Genomic DNA, 24,318 nt, shown 5'->3' on the forward strand with positions numbered 1-24,318 from the left:
CGTGTTGTGCCGGCCCAAACGCACTTCCGGGGAGCCACCGCCGCGGCGAAGCAAGGCGGGGGGCTCGCCGGGGAAGGCGCAGCCACCATGCCGACGTCCAGGTGAGCGGGCGGACCCACGCGCGCTGCACCAGCGCCACACCGGCCGGCGTGAGGGCGAAGCCGGCGACGGTCTGCGGCTTCACGGGCTGCCCGGACAGGGGCACGGCGAGCACGGCGACGAGCCGCTGAGCCCGGCTCACACACCAACTGATGTCGTCGCACACCAACTGCAGTTGGTGTGCCGGCGCCGGAGTTCGTGTGTGAGCGGGGGTCAGCCGACCAACACCTCGGTGACCGGGAGCGCGGAGTCGGCCGGCAGATCTGCCGGGCTGGGCTTCGCGCCCGCCGCGACGAGGTGGGCGCCCAGCGCGGCCACCATCGCCCCGTTGTCCGTGCACAGCGCGGGACGGGGCAGCCGCAGCAGGATGCCGGCCGCCGCGCAGCGCTCCTCGGCCAGCGCGCGCAGCCGCGAGTTGGCCGCCACCCCGCCGCCGAGGAGCAGCGTCTCCATCCCGCGCTCCCGGGCCGCGCGCACGGCCTTGGCCGTCAGGACGTCGACGACCGCCTCCTGGAAGCTCGCGGCCACGTCGGCCACCGGCACCGGGGTACCCGCCCGCTCGAGGGCCTCGACGTGGCGGGCGACGGCCGTCTTCAGGCCGGAGAAGGAGAAGTCGAAGGGCGCGTCCCGCGGGCCGGTGAGGCCGCGGGGGAACGCGATCGCGGCCGGGTCGCCGTCGCGGGCCACGCGGTCGATGTGCGGCCCGCCGGGGAACGGGAGCCCGAGCAGGCGCGCGACCTTGTCGAATGCCTCCCCCGCGGCGTCGTCGATCGTGGCGCCGAGCGGGGTGACCGGACCGGCGAGGTCGGGCACGTCCAGCAGGCTCGAGTGCCCGCCCGAGACGAGCAGCGCGAGCGCCGGCGGCAGCGGGCCGTGCTGCAGCGTGTCGACGGCGACGTGCGCGGCGAGGTGGTTCACCCCGTAGAGCGGCACGTCCCATGCGGCGGCGTAGGCCTTCGCGGCGGCGACCCCGACGAGCAGGGCGCCGGTGAGCCCGGGCCCCGCGGTGACCGCGACCGCCTCGACGTCCCGCCCGGTGACGCCCGCCGTGGCGAGCGCGCGGCGCACGGCGGGCACCATCGCCTGCAGGTGCGCTCGCGACGCCACCTCGGGCACGACGCCGCCGAAGCGGGCGTGCTCGTCCACCGACGACGCCACCTCGTTGGCCAGCAACCTGACGCCCCCGTCGTCGGCGAGCCGCACCACGCCCACGCCGGTCTCGTCGCAGGACGTCTCGATCCCCAGAACGATCATGAACTCGATCCCCGCCGCATGGTGTACGCATCGGCGCCGCTGGGCTGGTAGTAGCGCTTGCGCAGGCCCACGACGGCGAAGCCCTCCGCCTCGTAGAGCGTCCGCGCGGCCTCGTTGTCGGTGCGGACCTCGAGGAACACGGTGGCGCCCAGCTCGTCGGCCACCGTGAGCAGCCCGCGCAGCAGGGCACGGCCGATGCCGCGCCGCTGGTGGGCGGGATCGACGCCGATCGTGTGGATCTCCGCCTCGGCCTCCGGCGGCCCGGCCACGAACCCGAGCCCCGCGTACCCGACGAGCAGCTCGCCGTCCCGCGCGGCCAGGTACGGGTGCCCGGCCCGCAGCTCCTCGCGGAACGCGCGCTCGCTCCACGGGTCGTCGCCGGGGAAGAGCAGCCGCTCCAGCTCCGCGCAGCGCGCGGCGTCGGACTCGCGCAGCAGGTCGATCTGCACCGAGCTATGGGGCGCCGGGGCGGGCATCAGGCGCTCACCCGCTTCCGGGCGCCGGGCTCCACGGCGTCGGGGCGGCGCAGGTACAGCGGGACGAGCGGGTCCGGCGCCGTGCCCGCGCGCAGGGCCGGTGCCGCGACCGCGACGAGACCGGTCGGCGACGGCGACTCCGGCGGGCGCACCGGCAGCCCCACGAGCGCCGCCGACCCACCGGCCGCCGCCACCGCGCCCAGCTCGCGGGCCCGCTCGACGACCGGGGCCGGTGCCTGCACGTGCGGCCCGTCGGCCCGCTCCCCCGCCTCGTCGTACGCGGCCCAGTAGACCTCACGGCGCCGGGCGTCCGTGACGACGAGCAGCGGGCCCTCCCCCGCCGCCTCGATCGCGATCGCGTCCAGCGAGCACACGCCGTGCACCGGCACGGCGAGCGCGTCGCCCAGCGCTGCGGCGGTGACCATGCCGACCCGCAGTCCGGTGAACGGACCCGGACCGGCACCCACGACGATCGCGTCGATCCCGCGCAACGAGGTGCCGGCATCGGTGCACACCGCGTGCACGGCCGGCATCAGCAGCTCGGCGTGCTTGCGGGCGTCCTGCTCCACCCGCGCGGCGCGCAGCAGGACGGCGTCCGCGGTCAGCTCGACCACTCCCGCGGTGACGGCGGGCGTTGCGGTGTCGATGGCCAGGACCAGCACACTTCGAGCCTACGAGCGGGGCGGTTCCGGCGGTCGACGTGGGTCCCACGAGCGAACGGGCCACCCGCGCGCCAGGTGCGGGCCGAGGTGCCGCTCGCTCCGGTGGACGGCCTCCTCACCAGTCCGCGATCAGGTCCGGCAGGTCGGTGAGGCGGTGGAGCACGGCGTCGGGGTGCACGTCCACCGGCACCTGCTGTGCGACGGGGATGGTCGAGTGCGGCACGAACACCGCCCGCATGCCCACGGCCTTGGCGCCGCTGATGTCGTCGTAGGGCCGGTCGCCCACGTAGACGCACCGCGCGGGGTCGTCGACGCCCACGGCGTCCATCGCGGCCCGGAACGCCGAGGGGTGCGGCTTGGTCCACTCCAGGTCGCTCGACCACACGCAGGCGTCGAAGAGGTCCAGGACGCCGTCGGTCCGGAACCGGTCCTCGTGCCAGTCGCGCGGCCACGAGGTGGACGACAGCACCCCGAGCCTCAGCCTGCGCTCGCGCAGGGTGCGCAGCACCGGGGCGGCGTCGGGGTCGGTGGGGAGCTGGCCGAGCCAGAACTCGCGGTGGACGGCGAGCGCGGCCTCGTGCACCGCCGCAGGCACGTCGGCCGGGTGGTGGGTGGCGGCATCGGCCAGCACCTGCGCGATGGTGAACGCCCGGTGCTCGTCGCGCACCGCGGCCCAACGGGCGTCCTCGGCGGCGAGCAGTGCGTCGGCGAGCGCGGCGGCCCGCTCCTCGTCGCCCTCGTGCAGGACGTCGGCGAGCAGGCGCCAGCCCGCGAGGTTGTCCACCGTCTTCCACGGGCTGAGCGTGCCGCCCCAGTCGAAGATCACCGCCTCGATCACCGAACCTGTTCCTCCATGCGGGAGACCGTGGCCGTGCGCGCGTCGTCGGGCTGCCGTTGCAGCCGCACGAGCAGGTGCCGCTCGGCAAGCCGCTCCGCGACACCCTCGCCCCACTCGACGGCGACGACCGCCTCGGCGAGATCGGTGTCGAGGTCGAGGTCGTCCAGCTCCGCGGCGCCGCCGATGCGGTAGGCGTCGACGTGCACGAGCGGCACGCCGCGACCGCCGGGCAGGGGGCGGTGCTCGCGGGCGATCACGAACGTCGGCGACGTGACCGGGCCGGCCACCCCGAGCCCGCGGGCGATGCCCCGCACGAGCACCGTCTTGCCCGCACCCAGCGGACCCGAGAGCACGACGAGGTCGCCGGGCCCCAGCTCGGCGGCGAGCCGCTCGCCGAGCGCCTCCGTGTCGGCGGGCTCGGGCAGCACCAACTCGGTGTCCAGCTCCAGTCCCGTGGTCATGCGCGCCACCGGAACCGGCGGGGACGGACGCGGTCGGCGCTGCGCCGGATGAGATCGACGAGGGCCTCGTCCATCGCCGCAGGCTGCTCGAGCATCGGCAGGTGCCCGACGCCGGGGAAGCGGACGAGCCTGGCGTCCGGCAGCTCGGCCGCGATCACATCGCTGTGCGTGGAGGGGATGACGCGGTCGGCGTCGCCCGCCGCTACGAGCACCTCGCAGCCGGCCAGTGCGGGCAGCGCGGCCACCCGGTTGTGGCTGTTCACGGTGTCGGCGAAGTCGATCAGGGCGCCGACCGCGTTGGTGCTGATCATCGTGTCGACGAGGTCGACCAGCCACGGCGCGACGTTGCGGTCGCCGTAGGCGAAGCTGCGGGTGAGCGACCAGATGACGTCGCCGAGCGCCCGCCGCGCGGTCTCCACGAGCGTGGGCTGCACCCGCGCGAGCAGGCCGACGCCGCGGGTGAGCGGGTTGTGCCGCGAGAGCAGCGTGCCCGGCAGCCCCGCGCTCCCCACCTCGCCCGCCGACGTCGCCACCAGCGCCACGCCGACCACCCGCTCGGTGAACAGCTCCGGGTTCTGCTCGGCCAGGGCCATGATCGTCATGCCGCCCATGGAGTGGCCGACGAGCACCAGCGGGCCGTCGGGGGCCAGCGCCCTGATCACCGCGTCGAGGTCGTGGCCGAGCTGCTCGATCGTGCAGCTCTCGCGCGGGGCCCGCTCGGAACGACCATGGCTGCGCTGGTCGTACAGCACGACCCTGATCGACGGGTCGGTGAGCGCGGGCAGCGACTGGCGCTGGAAGTGCCACGTGCGCCGGTCGAGCGCGAACCCGTGGACGAGCACGACGGTGAGGGCCGGGTTCCCGTCCTTCGCCTCGATCTCCTCGCAGGAGATCCGCACCCCGTCGTCGGCGGTGACCGACGACGGCTCGCTCTCCGGCAGCCCTGCCAGCAGCGGCGGCTTCTCCGACAGCTGCGTCTCCAGCCGCCTGCGATCCGCCGCGACCCGGGAGTGCTTCCGGGCGGCCACGCCGACGGCGACGCCGGTGACCGCCGCGCCCGCCGCTCCGGCCACGGCGCCCCAGATCTGCCCTCGTCTCACGCTGTGACCCCGGTACGGGCGGCCCCGGTGTACGTACGGATCACTCGCCTGCTGTGCACGCCCGTCACGATCTCGTAGTGGATGGTGCCGAGCTCGTCCGCCCACTCCTGTGCGGTCGGCTCCCCATCGTCGCCGGGCCCGAAGAACACCGCTGTGTCACCCTCCCGGACGCCCGCGTCGTCCCCGCAGTCCACCACGACCTGATCCATGCTCACCCGGCCGACGACCGGCCGCAGGGCGCCGCCGAGCCACACGCGCATCCGGCCGCCCAGCCGCCGCGGCACGCCGTCGGCGTACCCGACCGGCACGAGGGCGAGCGTGGTGTCGCGCGGGGTGGTCCACTCGTGCCCGTACGACACGCCCTCCCCCGCCGGAACCCGCTTGACCAGCGCCACCCGGCCGCGCAGTGTCATCGCCGGCCGCAGCGACGTTTCGGCGGGCGGGCGCCCCAGCGGGTCGAGCCCGTACACCGCGATACCCGGCCGCACCAGGTCGAAGTGCAGGTCGCGCCGCGTGAGCGTGGCCGCGGCGTTCGCCAGGTGCCGGATGGGGGTGAACCCGCGCTCGCGAGCCGCCTCCCACGCCGCGGTGAGCCGAGCAGCCTGCACGTCCAGCGAGGGGTGGCCGGGGACGTCGGCGTTGGCCAGGTGCGACCAGACCGCCAGGACCTCCACCCGTCCGTCGGCAGCCGCCTTCTCGACGTCGTCGAGCAGGTCGTCCCACTCCGCGGGCTGCGCCCCGCCCCGGGAGAGCCCCGTGTCGACCTTCAGGTGCACCCGCGCCGGACGGCCCGCGCGCCGGACACCCGCGACGACGGCCGCGAGGTGCGCCTTCGAGGCGACCGAGAGGTCCACGCCGGTGGTGACCGCATCGGTGAAGTCGTCGTCCGGCAGGTGCAGCCACGACAACAAGGGCGCGGTGATCCCGGCCGCGCGCAGCTCGGCGGCCTCGTCGAGGGTGCACACGCCCAGCCACGACGCGCCCGCGGCCAGCGCCGCCTCCGCCACCGGCACCGCCCCGTGCCCGTAACCGTCGGCCTTGACCACTGCCATCAGCTCGGCGCCAGGGGCGGCTGCCCGGAGAACCGCGACGTTGTGGCGGACGGCGGCGAGGTCGACGAGGGCCTCGGCCCGCGGCGCGCTCGACGGAGACTCCACGTGGTCAATCATCGCATTCGCCACGAGTTGCGCATCCCGGCTGGCCCGACCTCCGGCCACCCCGGGAGCGGGCATCCCCGGTCGTCCCGCTAGCGCCGAGAGGCCCGGACGGAGCGGATCGCCGCCGGGAGCGCGGCCTGCAGCCGCGACGCCGGGGCCGGGGCGCCGCGCGCGGCCAGATCCGCCGCCAGTCCGTGCACGTGCGCGGCGCAACCAGCAGCCCACCACGGCTCGAGGCCCGCGGCGAGCAGGGCGCCGATCATGCCGGTCAGGACGTCGCCGGACCCGGCCGTGGCCGCCCAGGACGAGGTCGCGGGGTGCACGAGCGCGCGCCCGTCCGGGTCGGCGACCACGGTGGCGTTGCCCTTGAGCAGCACGGTGACGCCGAGGTCGGCCGCGGCCCGGCGGGCGGCGCCGATCCGGTCGGTGCCGACATCGCCCGCTACCCGGGCGAACTCGCGGTCGTGGGGGGTCAGCACCACGGGCCGTCCCCGCAGCGCGTCCCTGAGGTCCTTGTGGGCGGCGAGGAGCGTGACCGCATCGGCGTCCACGCAGAGCGGAACCTCGGCGGCGATCGCCGCCGCCAGCACCGCGCGCCCGGCGTCGTCGGTGCCGATGCCCGGCCCCACCGCCCAGGCCTGCACGCGCCCGGCCTCCTCGATCGACCCGGAGGCGACCACCTCCGGCCAGTGGTCGCGCACGCCGGGCGCGGCGCTGCCGGCGAACCGGACCATGCCGCTGGTGGCGAGCGCGGCGGCCCCGCTGGCCAGCACGGCAGCCCCGGGGTACGTCGCCGACCCGGCCGCGATCCCCGCGACGCCCTGCGTGTACTTGTCGTCGCCCGGGCCGGGCACCGGCCAGCGCCGAGCCACGTCGGGGGCGTCCAGCACGCGGGCGTGCGGCTCGGGCAGGAGCGGGGTGAGCCCGATGTCGACGAGGTGCACCGGTCCGCAGCGGGCGGCGGCGAGCACGTGCACCGGCTTGAGCGCGCCGAAGGTCACGGTGGCGGCAGCCGTGACAGCGGGACCGTCGACGGCGCCGGTGTCCGGGTCGACCCCGCTGGGGAGGTCCACCGCCAGCACCGGAACGCCTGCGTGCTCGACGGCCGCGACCAGCCGGGCAGCCGGCTCGCGCAGCGCGCCCCGGCCGGAGATGCCGACGACGCCGTCGACCACCAGGTCGGCGCCGGCCACGGCCACCAGCCCCGCCTCGGCGTCCACCACGCGCCCGCCTGCGCGCAGCAGGGCGGCGAGCCCCTCCGGGTGCGCCCGCGCCGGGTCGAGCAGCACCGCGGTGACGCCCACGCCGCGCCTGCGCAGCTCCATGCCGGCCCACAGCGCGTCACCGCCGTTGTTGCCCGCCCCGACGAGCAGCACGACCCGCCGCCCGGCGACCCGCCCGTTCTCAGCGAGCATCCGGCGCGCGTGCACCGCGAGCCCGAACGCGGCCCGCCGCATCAGCGCGCCCTCCGGGGTGCGGGCCAGCAGCACGGCTTCGGCATCCCGCACCTGCCGGGCGGTCCAGACACCCCTCATGCGCCGAGCGTAGGACGGCCGCGCGCGTCCCGTCGCCTCGTCACGCCGGGGCGGCTAACGTGCGCGTGTGACCCGCACCCGCTCCGCAGCCCGACCGCCCGAGGTGCGCGGTGCCAAGGACGCCGTCGAGCAGCTGTCGCGGCCCGGCCCGCACACCGTTCTGCGCGGCGACCTCGGCATGGTCGGCCTCCCCGGCGTCGTCTTCGCGCCCGCGGAAGGCCTCGGGCTGCCCGCCGTCGCGTTCGGGCACGACTGGCTGCAGCCGCCCGAGCGCTACGCCGACCTGCTGCGCCACCTGGCGTCCTGGGGCATCGTCGCCGCCGCCCCCGGCAGCCACCGCGGGCCGCTGCCCAGCCACGCCGGCTTCGCCGCCGACCTGCGCACCACCATCGACGTGTGCGCAGGCGTGCGCCTCGGCGACGGGCGGATCAGCGTCGACGCCCGCCGCACCGCGTTCGCGGGCCACGGGATCGGCGGCGGGGTCGCGCTCATGGCCGCGCAGGCCCACCCGCGGGTGGCGGCCGTCGTCACGATCGCGCCTGCGCAGACCCACGCGGCCGTCCTCGACGCGGCGCGGTCGGTCACGGTACCCGTGCTGCACCTCGCTGCAGGCCGCGACACGGTGGCACCCGCGGCCGGCAACGCCGAGCCGGTCGCGGCGTCGGCGGGCGGCCCGGTCTGGCTGCGCACGCTCACCAAGGCCTCCCACACGGGCTTCCTCGAGGGCGTGCACTGGAGCGACTTCGTGCTCTCCGGCAGCCCGGACGCCAAGACGCGCCGCCTCGCCCGCGCGCTCGTCACGGCGTTCCTGCTGCACCACCTCCAGGGCGAGGACCGCGTCGACGTGCTCGTCGACGGCAAGGTGCCCGGCACCACCCTGACCGCGCGCTCCGGCCCCGTGCACTGACCGCGGGGCCCGCAGGCCGCCTCAACCGGGTGCCGGTGGATCGAGCTCGGCGATCCGCATGCCGCGCGCGTCGTCGACGCGCTGGGCGTCGGTGCCGCCGAGACGCATCCCGGTGCGCCGGTCGGCGCGCGCGTACGACCCACCGAGCTCGGCAGCGGCCGTCGCCTCCCGGCCGAGCAGGGCGCCGAGCGCCGAGGTGCGCTCCGCCCACTCGCGACCGCGGGAGTCCGGCCAGTCGCGGGCCACCAGCTGCCCGAGCTCCCCGGCCCGGCGCCCGACGTCGCCGAGCACCTCGGCGAGCCGCGCGCACCACCGCGCCGCCTCGTGGAGCGCGTCGTCGGTCACGGCCGCTCCAGAACGTCCCGGAGGCGGGTGATCGTCGCCGACACCTCCGCATCGGCCGCGCTCCCGGCGGCCGCGGCACCGTGGAGCGCGGCGGCGAGCTCCGCGAGCTCGGACACCGCCGCCCGGACCGCGCCCTGCAACCGCTCGGCGTCGAAGCCCACGGGCGCGCCGCGCAGGGCGGCGAACAGCTCGTCCGCCAGCCCGGACGCCGAACGGGCGTGGTCGCGCAGCCGCTCGGGACGTAGATGCAGCTCGGAGGGCATGCGACGATCGTGCCCTCACCGCCCATCCGCCGGGGGGCGAACGCGGAAATCACCGCGGGGGCGGGCGATGTCGAGGGGGACGTCATGGGGGATGTCGTTGTCGTCGGTGCCGGTCCGGCCGGCCTGGTGCTCGCCCGCCTGCTCCAGCAGGCCGGGATCCCGGTCACGGTGTTCGAACGCCGGTCCCGGGAAGAGCTGACGGCAAGGCCGGGCGCGGGCCTGATCGAGTACCGGACGGTGGAGCTGCTGCGGGCCGCGGGAATCGCCGACGTGGACCTCGACTTCACGATGCGGAACGGGCGCATGGAGTTCCGGACACCGACCGCGTCCACCATCTTCGACTACGGCCTGCTGACCGGCGACCGCCCGAACTACATCTACCCGCAGCACCTGTTGGTCGGAGCCCTCAGCGACGCGCTGGTCGCCTCGGGCGTCGACGTGCGATTCGGCACCCCGGTCACGGCGGTGCGGCAGGACGCGGACGGCGCCGTCGTCACGCCGGCCGGCGGCGCCGAGGTGGCCTGCCGGGCCGTGGTCGGGTGCGAGGGCTCGCACAGCGTGGTCGCCGCCGCGATGACGGGCCTGCGAACGAGCGAGGAGGACCTGCCCGCCCGCATCGTCGCGGTGATCGCCGACGCCCCTCCGATGGAGGAGCACACGATCTACGGGCTGCACCCGCGCGGCTTCGCGGGGCAGATGCGCCGGGGACCCCACCAGACCCGCTACTACGTGGAGGTGCCGGGCACGGACACGCTCGCCGACTGGCCGGAGGACCGGATCCGCGCCGAGCTGGCGCACCGCCTGGACATCCACGGCAAGCTCGATGCCGTGCCGTTCGGCGAGCCGACCCTGGTCGACCTCCGCGTCCGGGTCGTCGAGCCGATGCAGGACGGCAGGCTCTTCCTCGCGGGCGACTCGGCTCACCTCATCACCGCCGCCGCCGGCAAGGGGATGAACCTCGCCATCCAGGACGCGGTCGAGCTGGCCGCGGGGCTGGTGGACCGGTTCGGGCCGGCGGGGGACGGCCGCCGGCTCGCGGCGTACTCCGACACCCGCCTGCCCGCGATCTGGCGCACCGAGGCGTTCTCGATGTGGTACCTGCGCGTGCTCATGTCCGGCTTCCGCAACGGCACCGAGACCCCCGGCGCGGCGCCGGGCGGGTTCGCCACCGGCCTGCGGGAGGGCTGGCTCGCGGCACTGCTCGGCGACCCGCTGCTCGCGCGCTGGTTCGCGCACGCCTACGCCGGGGTCGACAGCTCCCCCTGACGCCCGGTCCGTCATCGGCGGGCGAAAGTCCGCACCGGCCGCCGGCCACTGGATGGTTATTCCCGGGTTCTCAGTGGTCGAGGGCGGTCGGGGAGCGCTCAACCGTGGGCGTCGTCGCGGCGGGCGGGACGCACGAAGGTGACACCCGGGCCCGCCATGCACGTGGTGTCGTCCGAGGTGCCGCACGCGCACCGGATCGCCGATCAAGGGGAAATGCTGGCCAAATGATCTCCGGGAGCGACCATTTGCCCTTGGTCACGGCTGCAAAGCAACCATTTGCCCTTGATCGCCGCGCGCCGCCCCCGTCGGTGGGACCGCCTCCCGGCGGCGCTGCGCGCCCCCTCGGGCAGACCCCGGGCCTGCCCGCGGTGCTGCCCGTAGGGGCCGCAGAGGCTCGGAGGTCACGGATCGCGCAGCGACGCCGGAGGCGCCCTCGAGCTGCGAGGGGCGGCCTCGCACACCGCGCGGCGCCGCCAGGAGGCCCGGAGAAGGACCCCACGGGCTTGCCCATGGGAATAAACCGTCTAGTTAGTGGACCGCGGCGACGACCTCGGCCAGCCGGACGGCGGTGGCCTGCGCCTGCTCGGCCGTGGGCGCCTCGACCATCACCCGCACGAGCTGCTCGGTGCCCGACGGCCGCAGCAGCACCCGCCCGGACCCCGCGAGCTCGACCTCGGCCTTCTCGACCGCCTCGCGGACGGCGGCGGACCCGGCCACCGCGGCCTTGTCGGCCACCCGCACGTTCTGCAGCACCTGCGGCAGCGGCGTGACGACCGCGGCGAGCTCGGCGAGCGACCGCCCGGTGGCCGCCATGCGCGCCATCAGCCGCAGCGCGGTGAGCAGGCCGTCGCCGGTGGTGGAGTACCGCGGCATCACGACGTGCCCCGACTGCTCGCCGCCGAGGCTGAACCCGCCCTCGCGCAGCTCCTCGAGCACGTACCGGTCGCCGACGGCGGTGGTGCGCACCGTGATGCCGGCCTCGCGCATCGCCAGGTGCAGGCCGAGGTTGCTCATGACCGTGGCGACGAGGGTGTCGGCGGCCAGCTCGCCCGCCTCGCGCAGGGCGATGGCGAGCACGGCCATGATCCGGTCGCCGTCGACCTCCGCGCCGGTGGCGTCGACGGCGAGGCAGCGGTCGGCGTCGCCGTCGTGGGCGATACCCAGGTGGGCACCATGAGCACGGACGGCCTCGCGCAACAGGCCGAGATGGGTGGAGCCGACACCGTCGTTGATGTTGAGCCCGTCCGGCTCCGCGTGCAGGGCGACCACCTCGGCACCCGCACGCCGGTACGCCTCGGGGGCCACCGTGGAGGCGGCACCGTGCGCGCAGTCGACCACAACACGCAGCCCGGACAGCGGAGCCGGTGTCGCGGCGAGCAGGTGATCGCGGTAGCGGGCGGCGGCGTCGCCGAGATCGCGCACCCGGCCGATCGCCGCGCCGGTGGCCCGGACCGCCGCGGCACCCAGGCCGTCCTCGACGGCGCTCTCCACGGCGTCCGGGAGCTTGTGGCCGCCGGCGGCGAACAGCTTGATGCCGTTGTCCGGCATCGGGTTGTGCGACGCGGAGATCATCACGCCGAGGTCGGCCCCGAGGTCACCGACCAGGTACGCCACCGCGGGCGTGGGCAGGACCCCGACGCGCACCGCGTCGGCACCGGCGGACGTGAGCCCCGCGACGACCGCGGCCTCGAGCATCTCACCGCTCGCCCGCGGGTCACGCCCGACGACGGCGACCGGGCGGCGCGAACGGTCCCGCTCGGCCAGCACCCGGGCGGCCGACGCCGAGAGCGCCACGGCGAGCTCCGGGGTGAGGAGCTCGCCGTTGGCCAGTCCGCGGACGCCGTCGGTGCCGAACAGACGCCGTGCGCTCAAAACGTCAGCGCTTGCTGTACTGGGGCGCCTTGCGGGCCTTCTTGAGACCGTACTTCTTGCGCTCGATGACGCGCGGGTCGCGGGTGAGGAAGCCTGCCTTCTTGAGCGGCGGGCGGTCCTCGGAGTCGGCCTCCACGAGCGCACGGGCGATGGCCAGCCGCAGCGCACCGGCCTGGCCGGAGGTGCCGCCGCCCTTGAGGTTGGCGAAGATGTCGAAGCGCTCGGTCTTCTCGACCGTGACGAGCGGCTCCCGGATCAGCTGCTGGTGCAGCTTGTTCGGGAAGTACTCCTCGAGCGACTTGCCGTTGAGGCGGAAGGCGCCGGACCCGGGCATCAGCCGGACGCGGACCACGGCCTCCTTGCGGCGGCCGACGGTCTGGATCGGCCGGTCGGAGAAGACGGCCGGGATCTCCGGCAGCGCGACGTCCGCGGCGATGTCGGTGTCGAACTCGTCGGCGGCGTCGGCGATCTCGGTGGCCTCGGCGTCGACCGCGGCCTCCTCGACGGCCTCGATCTCGGACTCGGGGGTGGTCACGGGCTGTCCCTCTTCTGGTGTGGTCGCGTCTGGCGTGGTCGCCTCGGGATTCGTCACTGGGCGACCTGGGTGATCTCGAACGCGGCCGGCTTCTGCGCGGCGTGCGGGTGCTCGGGGCCGGCGTAGACCTTGAGCTTCTTGGCCATCGCCCGACCGAGGCGGTTCTTCGGGAGCATGCCCTTGATCGCCTTCTCGACGAGCCGGTCCGGGTGCTTCTCGATCATCTCGCCCACGGTGCGCTGCTTCAGGCCGCCCGGGTAGCCGCTGTGGCGGTAGACGAACTTGTCGTCCCGCTTGGTGCCCGAGACGGCGATCTTCTCGGCGTTGACGATGACGACGAAGTCGCCCGTGTCCATGTGCGGGGCGTAGGTGGGCTTGTGCTTCCCGCGCAGCAGGGTGGCGGCGTGCGTGGCGAGGCGGCCGAGCACCACGTCGGTGGCGTCGATCACGTGCCAGGCGCGGGTGATCTCGCCGGGCTTGGGGCTGTACGTGGGCACGGACCTACCTCGTCGCTGTCGTCTGCTCGTGGGAGCTGCCTTCGGTGCGCGAGTGCGGCATGCTGGGGCGCCGGGCCCGTGGGCCGGGCCGTGCGGGCCGTGTGGCACGGCCGCGGGTGTCCACCCGCCGCACATCGAATAACGAGGGTACCCGCCGCGTCCGAGGAGGGTCAAAACGCCCCCTCCCCGCCGACGCGGGGCCTCATCTCCAGCGTGCCGCATTGGCCTGTTCGACCCTCCGGTAGCTCTCGTTCGCCGCCGCGAGCGCGACCCCGATCTGCCCCAGAACCGTCGCGAGGTTCGCGGCCGCGGTGTCCCACTGGCGCTGTTTGACCTGGTAGTCGGCGGCTGCCTGGCCGTCCCACGTGGCGACCAGCGGCGCGAGGAACCGCTTGAGGTCCTCCAGCCGACCGGTCATGCGGGTGGCGACGCCCGTGACGTCGGACTGCGCGGCCTCGAGCGCCGCGAACGTGACCCTGATCTCGGTCATCCCGGCCCCCCTCAGCCCAGCGCCGCGCGGATCGCGGACAGGTCGCCGCTGTGCCGGTCCTCCTGCGCCTGGTAGCTCGCGCCGCTGCCCTGGATCGACTCGCCGATGCCGCGCAGGGCGTCGTTCAGCGCCTTCGCGTCGGTGTCCCACCGCAGCATGAGCTTCCCGAACTCCGCGGCCGCTGCGCCCCGCCACGCCCCTGCGAGCGGGGCGAGCCGGGCCCGCAGCGTGGCCAGGTCGGCCTGCACCGCGTCGTTCACGCCGAGCACGTGCTTCGCGGCCGCCTGCATCTCCTCGACGCTGGTGCCGAACCCCTGGGTCATGCCGGTCTCCTTCCGTGCGGATGCCGTCACGCTGGCACCGGCACCCGCCCTGCGGGGCGGAACGCGGCAGATCGTTCGCAGGTGTGAACGTCACCCGCCGCGGACCGACGCCACGACCACGGCGCAGGCCGCCCGCACCGCCGCGGCGCCGGCGGGCGTGTGACGGCAGCCGACGCTCAGCTGCGCGTCGTGCTCGAGGACGACGAACCACTCGACGACCGTGCCGCCGGGCTCCTCCTGCCGGTAGGTGGTGACCGGCCGCCCGGCGAAGCGCCCGTCCGGGTCGTAGCCGGAGAACGCCGAGCCGGCGGTCACGGCGGTGTCGAACGCGGCGCGCAGCTCGGCCCGTGCCCGCTGCGGCTCGGCGGCCGTGTCGTAGCCGAGCGGGGAGCGCTCGACCGCGATCAGGTCGCTGCCCTCCGGTGCCGCCAGCGGTGTGAGCAGCACCCTGCGCCGCTCGGGCAGCCCGCCCGTGTGCTCCCAGCCCGCGGGCACGTCCAGCCGGTAGCCGTACTGCACGAGGACGCCGGCCGGCTCCGCGTCGGCGACCGGCCCGAGGAGCCGCCCGATCAGGAGCAGCACCACGCACGCAACGGCAGCAAGAACGCCGAGGGCTGCCCCCCGCCCAGGCCGCCGACGGGCGGTCGCGGGCAGGAGGTCGGCAGCCTGGAGCCGTGGTGCTGCTCCGCGGCCCTCGGAACGGCCCTCGGAACGGCCCTCGGAACGGCACTGAGGCTCCACGGTGCTCTCGAGGGCACCCAGGACCGCGGCCGCCTCCGGGCGGGGCGCCACCTCCACCTGCGCGATGCCCGCCTCGTCCACCGCCCGGGCCAGCAACGGGGAACGGGCGACGCCGCCGATGAGCAGGACCCGGGGGGCGCCCGCCAGCACGTCGCGCACCGCCGCCACCGCGGCCGTCAGCGCCTCGGCGAGCAGCCGCCGCACGTGCGTGGCCTCGACGCCGTCCGCGGCCGGGAGCAGCGACAGCGCCTCCCGCACCGCCCGCGCCGCCGCCGGATCACGGCCCGTGTGCGCGGCCACGAGATCGTCGAGGAGCCGCCCGCCCACCTCCACCGCGGTCACGGCCCGCACGTGGCCCGCGGGGTCCAGGCGCGCCGCCTCCGCCACCGACGCCCCGACGTCGAGCACCGCGACCGCACCCGGCCCTGCGGCCGCGAGCGGGGCGGGCACGGTGCGTACGCGGCCGGCCAGCCCGGCGCAGTCCCGCGCCCACCGCTCGGCTCGGGCGGGTGGCCACCGCGCGGGGTGGACGAGCACCAGCTCATCCGGCGGTGGCCCCACGAGCTCGGCGAGGAGTGCGGCGACCCCGGGCCCCGGCGCCGGCAGCTCGGCGATGAGCCACGGCGGGCCGTCCATCTCCGCGCCCGCGACGCGGACCGACCCCGCGCCCTCCTGGACCGCGACGCGAACCGGGGTGCCCGTCACGCGCCGTCGTCCTGCGGCGGTAGCCACGCGAGCTGAACCCGGCGGGCGGTGCGGCGCCGGTCGACCAGCACGCCACGCCCCGGCGGCTCGGAGGCGGGCTTGACCGCGCCGATCAGGGCTCCCTCGTCGGGGTTGCCGTTCATGACGAGGCCGGGGGTGGCGAGCTCACGCAGCCGCCCGAGCACCGGGTCGTACAGCGCACGCGCGGCGCCACCGCACCTCCGGGCGACCACGACGTGCAGCCCGACGTCCTTGGCCTGCGCGAGGAACTCCACGAGCGGGAGCAGCGGGTTCGCCGTGCCGGACCCGGGTGCGACGAGGTCGTAGTCGTCGACGAGGACGTACACGTCGGGCCCGCTCCACCAGCTGCGCTCCCGCAGCTCCCGTGGCGTGACGTCCGGGCCGGGCAGCCGCCCGCGCAGCGAGGCGGCCACCTCGCGGGCGGCCTCGGCCGTGGCGTCGAGCGTGCTGGTGTGGCCGATCAGGTGGGTGTCCGGCACCGCGCCGAGGAGGGTGCGCCGGTGGTCGACCACCACGATGCGCGCCTCTTCCGGCGCGAACCCGGTGACGACGCCGTGCGTGACGAGCCGCAGCAGCGCGGTCTTGCCGCTCTCCGCGTCGGCGAAGCACACCAGGTGGGGGTCGACGGCGGGGTCGAACACCACGCGGGCGAGCCGCTCCTCGTCCACTCCGAGCGGGATGCCCGCGGCACCCGGCGGCAGCCGGCCGAGGTCGATGCGGTCGGGCAACAGCCGCACCTCGGCGAACCCCGGGCCGGGCCGGTCGGCCACGATCCCGGCCACGAGCGCCGGCAGGTCGGCGGTGGAGAGCCGCGGCGCGGCGAGCACGGCGGGCGCGCCGTCGGCCGCGAGCCCGTGCCCGGGGCGAACGGGTACGGCTGCGGCCCGGCGCCGGTCGACCTCCGACTCGGCGGCCTCCCCCAGCCGCAGCTCGATCCGCCCGCCGACCAGGTCCTTCAGCGCGGGGCGCAGCTCGCTCCAGCGGGTGGCCGACAGCGCGAGGTGCAGCCCGTAGGACAGGCCCTGCGCCGCCAGCGGCAGCAGTCGCGCCTCCAGGTCGTCGAACTCGCCCCGCAGGACGAGGTAGCCGTCGACGACGAGCAGGACGTCGGTGGCCGGTTCGTCGGGGAACGCCCCCGCGGCCCGGCGGGCCCGGAACTCCTCGACCGACGCGATCCCGTGCTCCCGGAACAGCTGCTCGCGCCGCGCCAGCACGGCGGCGAACTCGGCGACGACCCGGCGCACGAGGTCCGGCTGCTGCCGGTCGGCGACCGTGCCGACGTGCGGGAGCCCGGCCAGCGCCGAGAGCGCGCCGCCGCCGAAGTCGAGCACGTGCACGCCGAGCTCGCCGGGTGGGCAGGCGAGTGCGAGCGCCAGCACGGTGGTGGCGAGCGCGGAGGACTTCCCGGTGCGCGGGGCACCGACGACGGCGAGGTGCCCACCGGCCAGGTCGACGACGAGCGGGTCGCGGCGCTGCTGGTAGGGCCGGTCGACCAGCCCGACGGACACCACCAGCGGGGCGGGGGCGGGCCGGCGCACCTCGTCCAGCGGCGGTGGGTCGCCCAGCGGGGGTAGCCAGACCCGGTGGGCGGGCGGGCCGGTGCCGGTCATCGCCGCGATCACGGTGTCGAAGACGCTGGGCCCGTCCGCGACGTCCTCGTCGGGCGGAGGTGGTGCGTCGGGCACCCGCACGGGTGCGACCCGGAACGGGTGGGCCCGTGGGCGGCGCGGCGCCGGGGCCGGCGCGCTCGGCGCCGCGTCCGGGCCCGACACGTACGCGGAGCGGAACCGGAGGAGCTCCCCGGTGCCGGTGGCGAGGAACGCCGATCCGGGCGCGGACGGCAGCTGGTGGGCGTCCGGCACGCCGAGCACGGCGCGTGACTCCGCTGCGGAGAACGTGCGCAGCGCGATCCGGTAGGACAGGTGCGACTCGAGGCCCCGCAACCGCCCCTCGTCGAGGCGTTGCGACGCCAGTAGCAGGTGCAGCCCCAGCGAGCGCCCCAGCCTGCCGATCGTGACGAGGAGGTCGATCAGCTCCGGCCGTTGCGCGAGCAGCTCGGAGAACTCGTCGACCACGACGAACAGGGCGGGCAGCGGCGGCAGATCGGCGCCCGCCCGCCGGGCCGCGGCGTACTCGGTGACGCCGACGAGGTTGCCCGCCGCGCGCAGCAGCTCCTGCCTGCGGGTGATCTCGCCGGCCAGCGCGTCGGCCATCCGGTCGACGAGACCGAGCTCGTCGGCGAGGTTCGTGATCACCGCGGAGACGTGCGGGAGGCCGGCGAGCCCGAGGAACGTGGCGCCGCCCTTGAAGTCGACGAGAACGAGGTTCAGCTCGTCCGAGGAGTGGGTGGCGGCCAGGCCGAGCACGAGCGTGCGCAGCAGCTCGCTCTTGCCCGATCCGGTGGCGCCGACGCACAGCCCGTGCGGGCCGCTGCCCCCCAGCGCCGCCTCCTTGAGGTCGAGGGTGACGGCGCCACCGCTCTCGTCGACACCGATCGGCACCCGCAGCCGATCGGCGTCCGAGCCCGCCCAGCGGGCCCGCAGTGCGGCGATCCCGGCCGGGCCGGGCGCGAGGCCGAGCAACGCGGGCAGGCCCGCAGGCCCCGCCGGCGCCGCATCGCCTCCCGTCGTGAGATCCGCCGCGCGGTGCCGGGCGAGCCTGCGGGCGAGCGCCGTGGCCTCCGCGACCGTGAGCCCGTCCGGACGCCCGATCACGGCGGGCCGCTCGGCGCCGCTGCCGCGCAGCAGGAGTTCCGGCGCCACCAGCAGCCGCACCACCGAGGGCGCAGCGCGCCTGGCCTGCGGTGCGCCGACGCGCAGCACGGTGACGCCCGCGACACCAGCCCACGCCCCCGGCCCCTCGGCCACGCCGTCGACCACCACGAGCAGGTGCGGCTCCCCGATCCCCGGGCCGGGCGGGCGGCCGGTGAGCTCGGTGAGCCACCAGTGCCGCACGTCGCCGGCCTCGGCGGTGATCATCCGCAGCGGCCCCACCACGTCGCGGCGGCGCGGGTGTCCCGCGTGCGGCAGCCACTTCACCCACTCCCACTCGTGGGCGAGCGACGGCGGCGCCACCACGGCGAGCAGCGCGTCGGCAGGCGCGTGCCACAGCGCGTACTGGGCGACGGCGGCCCGGGCCAGCGCGCGCACGTGGTCCATGCCGGCCCCACCCGCCGGTTCCAGCCACACCATCCCGCTCGCCCGCAGCGACAGCGCCACCGGCAGATCCGGGACGACCGAGTGGCCCAGCAGGAAGCGGCGCAGCGCGAGCGCGGTGACCGGTTCGAGGCCGTCGACCGGCCCGGTCTGCGGTGGCACGAGCCGGGTGGCGATGCGCTGCGCGCCGCGCCCGATGCGGACGTGGGCGAAGTCGGGGTCCGCCGGGCTGCGCTCCCACATCCGGCCCGCCCGCAGCACCGCCGGCCACGCGGACGGTTCCGGGTGCGACCACTCCAGCGCCGCGCGCTGCTCGGCCGCGATGCCGCGCACCCGCCCCCGCAGCACGGACAGGTACCGCAGGTAGTCGCGGCGGTCCTCGTCGATGTCGGCGGTGCGGCCGCCGCCCGCGCGACCGCTACCGGTGAGCAGCATCCCGAGCGAGGAGATCGCGAACATCCCGCCGAAGAGCCACGAGGTCGGCTGGTCCACCCCGGCCACGGCGACGAAGCCCACGGAACCGACCAGCACGACCAGGGGCAGCACCCGCTGCAGCACGCCCGCCGGGACGAGCCGCTCGGGCTCGGGTGGCGGTTCGAGCACGAGCTCGCCGCCCGGCATCGGGGGTGGTGCGGGTCGCGGCATCTTCGGCCCCCACGAGTTCACTCGAAACGCCCCCACTGGGCCATCGGCGCTGCGATGCTAGGCAGCCGACGGGTGACGCCGGGGCCGTTTCGCAGAACTCGCGCCGGCGACGCGGAGGGGACCCACGATGCTCACCGCAGGCCAGGAGGCGGCACACCGCGCGCCCTACCGCCGGCTCACCGTGCTCGCGCCGCGGGCCACCGTCGACCTGGCGCTCCCCGCCGACGTGCCGGTGGCCGAGCTGGTCCCGATGATGCTCGACCTGGTCGGCGAGCCGGTGTTCGGCATGCGGCCGGTGCCGTGGCGGCTCACGGCGGCGGCGGGCGCGCCGCTCCCACCCGGAGCGTCGCTCGCCGAGCTGGGGGTGCCCGACGGCGAGCTGCTGCGGCTCGCGCCGGACGTCCCGCCACCGCCGCCGCCCGTCTTCGACGACCCGGTCGACGCGCTCGCCTCCCGTGCAGGGGGCACGGGCGGCGACGACCGAAGGTTCCCCGCCGCCGCGGTGCTGCTGGTCGCCACGGCCGGGGCCGCCCTGCTCACCGTGGGCGGTCCCGGCACCGCGGCGGTGCGGGCGGCGGTCGCCGCACTCGCGGCTGCGGGGGCGGTGGGCCTCGCGGCGCGGGCGGCCCGCGTGGAGCCGGGCCTCCACACCCACCTCGCCGGGCGCACCGCGGCGCTCGCGGCCGTGCCGTTCGCCGTCGCGGCCGGGTGGGCGGCGCTCCCCGGGTCGTCCCCGGCGGCGCGGCTGCTGCTCGCCGCAGCGGCAGCAGGCACGGTGGCCGCGGCCGCCCAGGTCGCGCTCCGGGTGGTGGCACCCGCACTCGTCGCCGTCGTGGTGGCCGCTGTACCCGTGGGGTTGGGCGCGCTGGCCGTAGCGCGGTTCGGGAGCCCGCCACCGGCGGTCGCGGCGGCGGTCGGGGCGCTCGCCGTGGTGGTCGGGCCGCTGCTGCCCCGCGTCGCGCTCCGCCTGTCCGGTCTGCCCCGCCCGGTGGTGCCTGCCGACGGCATCGAACTCGTGGCGGCCGACCACGGCCCGGACATCCTGCCGCCCGACGAGTTCGCCGAGCGCTCCGACCTCGCCCGCGGCTACCTCGCCGGGATGGCAGGCGGATGCGCCGCCGTGGCCGTCGTGGCGGCGCTCCCGGCCGCGGCCGCGGGCGGGTGGGCCGGGCCCGCGCTGGCCTGCGTGATCGTCGCGGTGCTCGCCCTGCGGGCCCGCGGCTTCGCCGACCCCGCGCCGGCGCGCACGCTGCTCGGCTGCGCTGCCGTCGGCCTTGCGGGGCTCGCGGCCCTCACCGCCGTCCGACCCGAGCCGCTGCCGCGGCTGGTCGCGGTCGGGGTCCTGCTCGCGGTGGCCGGGCTCGGGCTCGTCACCATCGGGCGCAGCGGCCCGGCGGGCTCCCCGGTGTCGCGGCGCGCGATCGACCTGCTCGACATGGTCCTCGTCGCCGCCGCCGTGCCGCTGGCACTCGCCGCGATGGACCTCTTCCGGCTCGTCCGCGGGCTGTGAGCCCGTCGGTGATCGATCCGCGATCGCGCTCGGCGCCCCGGCGTGGACGATCCGTCCGGTCTCGCAACGATCACCGGCGGTCGCGGGTCCGGCTCGGGTTCGCGGCAGCGGCCCTCGCGGCGGTCGCCCCGATCGCCGGTGTACCGCACGCCGCACCGGCCCCGATCGGCCCGGCCTCCCTGGCGTGGCCCGCCGCCCCCGGCCCCACCGGCGATCCCGCGCCGCCCGGGCCGCCGCTCGTCGTCCGCATGGCACCGCCCCGCGGGCTGCGGCCGGATCCGGCCCCGGGGATCCGAGCGACCCGGCGTTGCACGCCGCCGCGCGCCGACGCATCGGGCGCGGGCACGGTCGCCGCCCGGATGCGCCTCGACGACCTCCAGCTGCTCGCCACCGGGCTCGGCCAGGTGGTCGCGGTGATCGACACCGGGGTCGCCCCGCACCCGTTGCTCGGCTCCCGGCTGCGCGGGGGTGGCGACTACCTCACCGGCGGCGACGGCCTCGAGGACTGCGACGGCCACGGCACCGCCGTCGCCGGGCTGATCGCCGCAGGCCCGGCCGGCGCCGGGCGCACCGCCACGCCCGTCGGCATCGCCCCGCAGGCGCGGCTGCTCGCGATCCGGCAGTCCAGCCCCTCGTTCGACGTGCCCGCGCCGGACGGTGGGCGGCGCGCGGCGGGCGACACCACCACGCTCGCGGAGGCGGTCGTGCTCGCCATCCGCTCGGGCGCCGACGTCGTCAACATCTCGGAGGCCGTCTGCCTGCCGGCGGCCCGCGCCGCCGCGGCCGGCGCCCCGCTCCAGGCCGCGTTGCAGGCCGCCGCCGCGGCGGACGTCGTGGTGGTCGCCGCCGCGGGCAACGTCGGGTCCGGCTCCTGCACCGCCGGCGAGCGGGACCAGGTCGCCCTCCCCGGCTGGTACGACGCCGACGTGCTGACGGTCGGCGCGGTCGGCCCCGGCGACGCGCCGGCACCGTTCACGATGCCCGGCCCGTGGGTCGACGTGGCGGCGCCCGGCACCGGGCTGCGCTCGCTCGCCGTGGGCGGCGGCACCACCGGCGGGCTGGACGGCACCAGCTTCGCGGCGCCGTGGGTGGCCGGGCTCGCCGCGCTGGTCCGCGAGCGGTTCCCGGAGCTCACCGCGCCCGAGGTCGTGGACCGCATCCTGGCCACCGCGCGCAGCTCGCCCGGCGACGGCGGCACGCTGGGCCACGGCGTGGTGGACCCGGTCGCCGCGCTCACCGCCCTGCCCGCGCGGCTCGTCCCCGCGCCGGAGGGGCCGGCGGACGCGGCGGCGCTCGTGGCCGAGCTCCCCGGCACCCGGCTCGTTCGCGACGCGCCGCGGGCCCCCGACAGCCCGCTGGACCTGCTTGCGGCGGCGGTCCTCCTCGCCGCTGCCTTCGTTGCTGTCGTGCTGCTCCGCCGCCCGGGCCGGGTGCGGCTACGGGACGGGGAGCACGTCGACCACCCGACCCGCGGCGGCCAGGTCCAGGGTGGGTCCGGTCGGGAGCAGGCGTAGGGCGCCCTCGGGTGCCGGCTCGGCCGCGGTGATCCCGAGCGCGGCCGCGGTGGCCTCGTCGGCCACCCGGTGGGCCACACCGCTGCCCGACACGAGCCACAGCCGCCCGGGGTCCGGCTCGCCGCCCGGGCCGGTCTCCCGCACCGCGCCGCCCGGCCCCACTGCCGCGGCGTCGAGCCGGTCGCCGGGCCCGTCGGCCTGCGCGAGCTGCACCGGGACCCGCCCCGCGAGCGGCAGCGCCGGGCCCGTCCCGACGGCGCCGGCCGGGTCGCCACCGGCGGCCCACGTCCAGCAGAGGACGGGTGCATCGGCGCCCTCCACCACCCGCGGGGCGACGTCCGGCCATCCGGCGACGGGGAGCTCGTCGACGACGGCCGCACCGGCCAGGTCCGCGGCGCCGACCGGCCGCGGCTCGCGCGACCCGGAGGCCGCGACCAGCAGCTCGGCCAGCACCGCAGGCACCTCCTGCACGCCGCCGGCGAGTACGACGTAGTGCTGCGCGGCGCCACCGGGAGGGCGTGCGACGAGCACGTCCCCGACGCGGCCCGGCAGCCCGTCCGGCGCTCGCAGGCCGCGGCCCGGCACGGCCGGGTTGACCAGCGGTGGCCCCTCGGGCAGCAGCGACAGCAGGGCAGGCGACGCCGCCCGCGGCGCCCGGCCGGTGATCCCCAGCGCCGCGGTCGCCCGCCCGTCCGCGGTGTCGACGCGGTGCCGCCTGCCCGCCGTGACGAGCCAGGTGGCCCCGCCCGCGTCAAGCAGCACGCCGTCCTCGGGCCGGTCGGGCGCAGGCGGCGCGGCACCGCCGATCACGGTGGTGCCCGCGAGCGCCCCGTCGGACGTGACGGAGTCGCAGACGGCCCAGCTCGGCGGCACCGGCGGCCCACCCGGGCGCACGGCCAGCGCGCCGGGGACGGCCGCCGCGGGCGTGCGCGGGGCCCCGTCGAGCACGGGGTCCGGGACCCGGACGGGGACGGCGCCCGCGGGGTCGACGTCGGTGCTCCCGCCTGCCCGCAGCGCCGCGAGCACGAGCCGGGCGGCGGGCAGGTTCGCCACCGGGACGAGCCGGTCCGGGTCGTGCGCCACCGCGTACATGGCGCCGGAGCTCGCGCCGACGACCACGGCCTGGTGGGTCCAGTCCGGCTGCGGCGACACCGCCGCGAGCACCGCGGCCCCGCAGAGACCGAGCAGCCCGAGCACCACCCCGGCCAGCGCGGCGCGCCGCTGCGACCGGATCTGCTCGTGCAGCGGCACCGGGTCGCCCCGCACCAGCGCCGCCTCGAGCCGCCGGAGGCCGAAGCGGTAGGCATCGGCCTGGTCGCGGGTGGCCGGCGCCGGCACGGCGTTCGCACGGCGGGACACGAGCCGACGGTAGCCGCGGGCCCCGCTCCGGCGTGGGCGTTCGGAGGAATCCTCGGCCGGAGGGCGTTGACGGTCGGGACGGTGATCAGCAGTACTCCGCGGTGGTGCCGGCTGCGGTGAGGTGCTGCTCGCCGCGACCGGGGCGGCGGCGCCCGACCGATCAGCCCGTCACGGCGGTGGCACGGCGGTGGTGTCCTGCTCGTGGTGGCGGGAGTCGTGGCGGCGGGGGCCGGATGAGGCGTGATCGGCGGAAGCGGGACCTGGCGTCCGGCATGGATGGTGTTGCCGAATCGGGCGTGCGACGACGCCGATCCCGGGCGGTCTCCATGGTGGCCCGGCGCACCGGTCTCGGCCGGCGCGTTCGTCGGGGCGTGTGAGGAGTGAGTCTGAGCTGAGACCCGTCACGTCGATGTCGAGGCCGTGGACACCACTGCAGCGTTCAGCGGAACGCGCGGAGTTTCGGTCCGGGACGCTAGTGTCCCGAGTCGGAAGTTCGGTGCGTATATCGGCGGATCCAGGTTCTCGCTGAGTGCGCCGGCGAGCCGGCCTCGTACCGGGCGTACTCGGCCGGTTCGCCGGTGCGCTCAG

General features: G+C 76.8%; 22 protein-coding genes. 4 read left to right on the top strand and 18 right to left on the bottom strand.

Features of this window, described 5'->3' with window-relative positions:
* Positions 1–312 precede the first annotated feature (312 nt).
* The 8 genes from tsaD to ABEA81_RS39455 form a co-directional block, all read right to left on the bottom strand.
* Positions 313–1,353 carry a tRNA (adenosine(37)-N6)-threonylcarbamoyltransferase complex transferase subunit TsaD gene (gene tsaD, locus ABEA81_RS39420; RefSeq protein ID WP_345612709.1) on the bottom strand — a complete coding sequence of 347 codons (1,041 nt, stop codon included), beginning with the start codon at positions 1,351–1,353 and terminating at the stop codon, positions 313–315.
* The gene (rimI, locus tag ABEA81_RS39425; protein WP_345612711.1) at positions 1,350–1,802 is read right to left on the bottom strand and encodes a ribosomal protein S18-alanine N-acetyltransferase; all 453 of its coding nucleotides are present in this window, start codon (positions 1,800–1,802) and stop codon (positions 1,350–1,352) included. The genes tsaD and rimI overlap by 4 nt, the downstream gene beginning before the upstream one ends.
* A 26-nt stretch (positions 1,803–1,828) precedes the next feature.
* Complete coding sequence (tsaB, locus tag ABEA81_RS39430) at positions 1,829–2,491, bottom strand: tRNA (adenosine(37)-N6)-threonylcarbamoyltransferase complex dimerization subunit type 1 TsaB (RefSeq protein WP_345612713.1); 663 nt, start codon at positions 2,489–2,491, stop codon at positions 1,829–1,831.
* A 115-nt stretch (positions 2,492–2,606) separates the two neighbouring features.
* On the bottom strand, positions 2,607–3,329 hold the full coding sequence (locus tag ABEA81_RS39435) for an HAD family hydrolase (RefSeq protein ID WP_345612715.1): 723 nt from the start codon (positions 3,327–3,329) through the stop codon (positions 2,607–2,609).
* Complete coding sequence (tsaE, locus tag ABEA81_RS39440) at positions 3,326–3,790, bottom strand: tRNA (adenosine(37)-N6)-threonylcarbamoyltransferase complex ATPase subunit type 1 TsaE (protein ID WP_345612717.1); 465 nt, start codon at positions 3,788–3,790, stop codon at positions 3,326–3,328. Before tsaE ends, ABEA81_RS39435 begins: the two co-directional genes overlap by 4 nt.
* Positions 3,787–4,890 (bottom strand): alpha/beta fold hydrolase, encoded by a 1,104-nt coding sequence (locus ABEA81_RS39445; RefSeq protein WP_345612719.1) that lies wholly within the window; start codon positions 4,888–4,890, stop codon positions 3,787–3,789. The genes tsaE and ABEA81_RS39445 overlap by 4 nt, the downstream gene beginning before the upstream one ends.
* Entirely contained in the window at positions 4,887–6,059 is a 1,173-nt protein-coding gene (gene alr / locus ABEA81_RS39450; protein WP_345612721.1) for an alanine racemase, read from the bottom strand. Before alr ends, ABEA81_RS39445 begins: the two co-directional genes overlap by 4 nt.
* A gap of 77 nt (positions 6,060–6,136) precedes the next feature.
* A complete protein-coding gene (locus ABEA81_RS39455; protein WP_345612723.1) occupies positions 6,137–7,582 on the bottom strand; it encodes an NAD(P)H-hydrate dehydratase in 1,446 nt (481 codons plus the stop codon).
* A gap of 67 nt (positions 7,583–7,649) precedes the next feature.
* Between ABEA81_RS39455 and ABEA81_RS39460 the strand changes: the two genes are divergently transcribed.
* Positions 7,650–8,489: a dienelactone hydrolase family protein gene (locus ABEA81_RS39460; RefSeq protein ID WP_345612725.1), complete on the top strand. Its 840-nt coding sequence runs from the start codon at positions 7,650–7,652 to the stop codon at positions 8,487–8,489.
* A gap of 21 nt (positions 8,490–8,510) precedes the next feature.
* On the opposite strand, the gene ABEA81_RS39465 is transcribed toward ABEA81_RS39460, so the two are convergent.
* Positions 8,511–8,834 carry a hypothetical protein gene (locus ABEA81_RS39465; protein WP_345612727.1) on the bottom strand — a complete coding sequence of 108 codons (324 nt, stop codon included), beginning with the start codon at positions 8,832–8,834 and terminating at the stop codon, positions 8,511–8,513.
* On the bottom strand, positions 8,831–9,097 hold the full coding sequence (locus tag ABEA81_RS39470; RefSeq protein WP_345612728.1) for a hypothetical protein: 267 nt from the start codon (positions 9,095–9,097) through the stop codon (positions 8,831–8,833). The genes ABEA81_RS39465 and ABEA81_RS39470 overlap by 4 nt, the downstream gene beginning before the upstream one ends.
* Before the next feature lie 84 nt (positions 9,098–9,181).
* On the opposite strand from ABEA81_RS39470, the gene ABEA81_RS39475 reads away from it, so the two are divergent.
* Complete coding sequence (locus tag ABEA81_RS39475; protein ID WP_345612730.1) at positions 9,182–10,363, top strand: FAD-dependent oxidoreductase; 1,182 nt, start codon at positions 9,182–9,184, stop codon at positions 10,361–10,363.
* Between the two features lie 528 nt (positions 10,364–10,891).
* On the opposite strand, the gene glmM is transcribed toward ABEA81_RS39475, so the two are convergent.
* The 7 genes from glmM to eccCa form a co-directional block, all read right to left on the bottom strand.
* Entirely contained in the window at positions 10,892–12,235 is a 1,344-nt protein-coding gene (gene glmM / locus ABEA81_RS39480; protein ID WP_345612732.1) for a phosphoglucosamine mutase, read from the bottom strand.
* 4 nt (positions 12,236–12,239) lie between these two features.
* Positions 12,240–12,770 carry a 30S ribosomal protein S9 gene (rpsI, locus tag ABEA81_RS39485; RefSeq protein ID WP_425570852.1) on the bottom strand — a complete coding sequence of 177 codons (531 nt, stop codon included), beginning with the start codon at positions 12,768–12,770 and terminating at the stop codon, positions 12,240–12,242.
* A gap of 53 nt (positions 12,771–12,823) precedes the next feature.
* Positions 12,824–13,267, bottom strand: coding sequence for a 50S ribosomal protein L13 (rplM, locus tag ABEA81_RS39490; protein WP_345612734.1), 444 nt, complete (start codon positions 13,265–13,267; stop codon positions 12,824–12,826).
* Positions 13,268–13,469: 202 nt separating this feature from the next.
* Positions 13,470–13,757, bottom strand: coding sequence for a WXG100 family type VII secretion target (locus ABEA81_RS39495; protein ID WP_345612736.1), 288 nt, complete (start codon positions 13,755–13,757; stop codon positions 13,470–13,472).
* An 11-nt stretch (positions 13,758–13,768) separates the two neighbouring features.
* Positions 13,769–14,080: a WXG100 family type VII secretion target gene (locus ABEA81_RS39500; protein ID WP_345612738.1), complete on the bottom strand. Its 312-nt coding sequence runs from the start codon at positions 14,078–14,080 to the stop codon at positions 13,769–13,771.
* Positions 14,081–14,170: 90 nt separating this feature from the next.
* Positions 14,171–15,526, bottom strand: coding sequence for a type VII secretion-associated protein (locus tag ABEA81_RS39505; RefSeq protein ID WP_345612740.1), 1,356 nt, complete (start codon positions 15,524–15,526; stop codon positions 14,171–14,173).
* Positions 15,523–19,347: a type VII secretion protein EccCa gene (eccCa, locus tag ABEA81_RS39510; RefSeq protein ID WP_345612742.1), complete on the bottom strand. Its 3,825-nt coding sequence runs from the start codon at positions 19,345–19,347 to the stop codon at positions 15,523–15,525. Before eccCa ends, ABEA81_RS39505 begins: the two co-directional genes overlap by 4 nt.
* 127 nt (positions 19,348–19,474) lie before the next feature.
* Between eccCa and eccD the strand changes: the two genes are divergently transcribed.
* Positions 19,475–20,857, top strand: coding sequence for a type VII secretion integral membrane protein EccD (gene eccD / locus ABEA81_RS39515; RefSeq protein WP_345612744.1), 1,383 nt, complete (start codon positions 19,475–19,477; stop codon positions 20,855–20,857).
* A 248-nt stretch (positions 20,858–21,105) separates the two neighbouring features.
* Entirely contained in the window at positions 21,106–22,371 is a 1,266-nt protein-coding gene (gene mycP, locus ABEA81_RS39520; protein ID WP_345612745.1) for a type VII secretion-associated serine protease mycosin, read from the top strand.
* Here the strand turns inward: mycP and eccB are convergent.
* Complete coding sequence (gene eccB, locus ABEA81_RS39525; protein ID WP_345612747.1) at positions 22,294–23,730, bottom strand: type VII secretion protein EccB; 1,437 nt, start codon at positions 23,728–23,730, stop codon at positions 22,294–22,296. The genes mycP and eccB overlap by 78 nt on opposite strands.
* Positions 23,731–24,318 lie beyond the last annotated feature (588 nt).

Source organism: Pseudonocardia adelaidensis (genome assembly GCF_039543345.1).
GTDB classification, from domain to species: domain Bacteria; phylum Actinomycetota; class Actinomycetes; order Mycobacteriales; family Pseudonocardiaceae; genus Pseudonocardia; species Pseudonocardia adelaidensis.